The following is a 2,426-nucleotide window of genomic DNA, read 5'->3' as shown; positions in this document are numbered from 1 at the left end:
CTGATGGTACCGTTGCTGCTCGTGGTTCCGTTCGGGCCGTTGCTTGCCTGGAAGCGCGGCGATGTCTTCGCCGTCGCGCAGCGCCTGATGTTGGCATTTGCAGCGGCGCTGCTGGCGACGTTGGTCACCGCTTTGTTCATCGACGGCGCCTCGGTGTTCGCAGCTCTGGGCGTTGGCCTTGCCGTCTGGCTGATCCTTGGCGCGCTCACCGATCTCGACGTCAAATCGGGGGTCGGGAATGTCGCCGCCGGGATCATGGTCAGGCGCTTGCTCGGCCTGCCGCGCTCGGTCTTCGGCACTGCCTTCGCTCACCTTGGCCTCGGCCTGACCACGCTCGGCATCGTCGGCACACTTTGCTTCGGCACCGAGAAGATCCTGTCGATGCATGCCGGTGAGACCGTCGAACTGTCCGGCCATACGCTGCGTTTCGTCGGGCTTTATCCGGCCCAGGGACCGAATTACAGCGAGGATCTCGGCCGCTTCGAACTGATCGGCGTCAGCGGCAGCCCTGTTGGCGAAATCAGCTCCGCCAAACGGTTTTATCCGGTGCGGCAGATGACGACGACGGAATCGGGCATCAGGACGATTGGTTTCTCGCAGCTCTACATCTCGCTCGGCGACGAGGGCAATGACGGTTCCGTCGTCGTGCGTTTGTGGTGGAAGCCGCTGGTGACGTTGATCTGGGGCGGCGGCCTGATGATGATGGCGGGCGCGGCGATGTCACTGATGGACCGGCGCCTGCGCGTCGGCGCGCCGTCGCGGCGGCGCAAGCAGGCGAGCGCGGTGCCATCCGCGACCCTGCCATGAACGCGCGGTTTTCTCTGACCTCCATTGTCCTGCTGCTGGCGCTGTTCTTTGCCGGCACGGCCTCGGCGGTGAAGCCTGACGAGGTGCTGCCTGATCCGACGCTGGAGGCGCGGGCGCGGGCGCTGTCGGAAGGCTTGCGCTGCATGGTCTGCCAGAACCAGTCGATCGACGAATCCGATGCCGACCTTGCCCGCGACCTGCGCGTCCTTGTGCGTCAGCGCCTCGTCGCCGGCGACACCGACCAGCAGGTGATGGACTACGTGGTTTCGCGATATGGCGAGTTCGTGCTGCTGAAGCCGCGATTCGACCTGCGCAATGCGTTGCTGTGGGGCACGCCCGTCCTGCTGTTGCTGGTGGGAGGCGTTTTCATCGTGCTGACCGCGCGGTCGCGCCGCGTGCTGGCAACAAAATCCCTGTCCGCCGAAGAACAGGCATCGTTGGACGCCATATTGCGCCGCGACTGACGTCCGCCGTCACTCCCAAGCATTACCAAAGTTTCATGTGTCGGAAATGGCGCTGTAATGTGTGCCGCTCTAATTCTCCTTTCCGAGGATGCCGACCAAGCAGCGTCCGTTGAAAGAGGATAAGAGATCCATGAATATTGCCCCCAATTCATATTCCGTCACCCGCAAGCGTCTCATGGCTGCCGTCGCATCTGTCGCCGTGGCCGGTGCGATCGGGGTTGGCGCGCTGACCAGCGGAACCAGCCCTGTTCTGGCCGATGCCGTGCGCGTCGAGGCGCCGCAGGTGCCGGGCTTCGCCGATGTCGTCGAGCGCGTTTCTCCCGCCGTTGTCAGTGTCAAGGTCAAGGCCAAGATCAGCCCGGCCGCCGATGATGGCTCCGACCCGTCCGACGACCAGGATGGCATGAACAACCTGCCCAACAATCCACAGCTGCGCCGCTTCTTCAAGGAATTCCGTGGCTTTGGTGACCAGGACGGCCAGGGTGGCGGCAACAGGCGCTTCAGCCACCGCGACCGCAACAACGATCAGCCGCGGCCGGTTGCCCAGGGCTCGGGCTTCTTCATCTCGGATGACGGCTATCTCGTCACCAACAATCACGTTGTTTCGGAAGGCTCGGCCTTCACCGTGGTGATGCATGACGGCAAGGAACTCGACGCCAAGCTGGTCGGCACCGACCCGCGCACCGATCTCGCCGTGCTCAAGGTCGACGGCGTCGGCAAGTTTACCTATGTCGACTTCGCCGATGACTCCAAGGTTCGCGTCGGCGACTGGGTGGTGGCCGTCGGCAATCCGTTCGGCCTTGGTGGAACCGTCACCGCCGGCATCGTCTCCGCCCGCGGCCGTGACATCGGCGCTGGCCCTTATGACGACTTCATCCAGATCGACGCATCGGTCAACCGCGGCAATTCTGGCGGTCCGACCTTCAACCTCAACGGCCAGGTCGTCGGCATCAACACCGCGATCTTCTCGCCATCCGGCGGCAGCGTCGGCATCGCCTTCGACATTCCCGCTTCGACCGCCAAGCAGGTCGTTCAGGACCTGATGAAGAGCGGTTCCGTGCAGCGCGGCTGGCTCGGTGTGGAAATCCAGCCGGTCACCTCCGACATCGCTGAGTCGCTTGGTCTGAAGTCCAACAACGGCGCACTGGTTTCCAG

Annotated in this window: 3 protein-coding genes; all 3 read left to right on the top strand. The window is 63.8% G+C overall.

Going from position 1 to position 2,426, the window contains the following annotated elements; all coding sequences use genetic code 11:
* The coding region (locus EN750_RS29445) for a cytochrome c-type biogenesis CcmF C-terminal domain-containing protein (protein WP_281062337.1) at positions 1–807 on the top strand (807 nt) is incomplete at its 5' end.
* Positions 804–1,271 (top strand): cytochrome c-type biogenesis protein, encoded by a 468-nt coding sequence (locus EN750_RS29440; RefSeq protein WP_127321625.1) that lies wholly within the window; start codon positions 804–806, stop codon positions 1,269–1,271. The genes EN750_RS29445 and EN750_RS29440, both read left to right, overlap by 4 nt.
* 130 nt (positions 1,272–1,401) lie before the next feature.
* A partial coding sequence (locus EN750_RS29435) for a trypsin-like peptidase domain-containing protein (protein WP_127398851.1) occupies positions 1,402–2,426 on the top strand: 1,025 nt, incomplete at its 3' end.

The sequence above is a fragment of the Mesorhizobium sp. M7A.F.Ca.ET.027.03.2.1 genome, assembly GCF_003999175.1.
In the GTDB taxonomy this organism is placed as follows: Bacteria; Pseudomonadota; Alphaproteobacteria; order Rhizobiales; family Rhizobiaceae; genus Mesorhizobium.
This window is presented reverse-complemented; position numbering and strand designations above follow the sequence as displayed.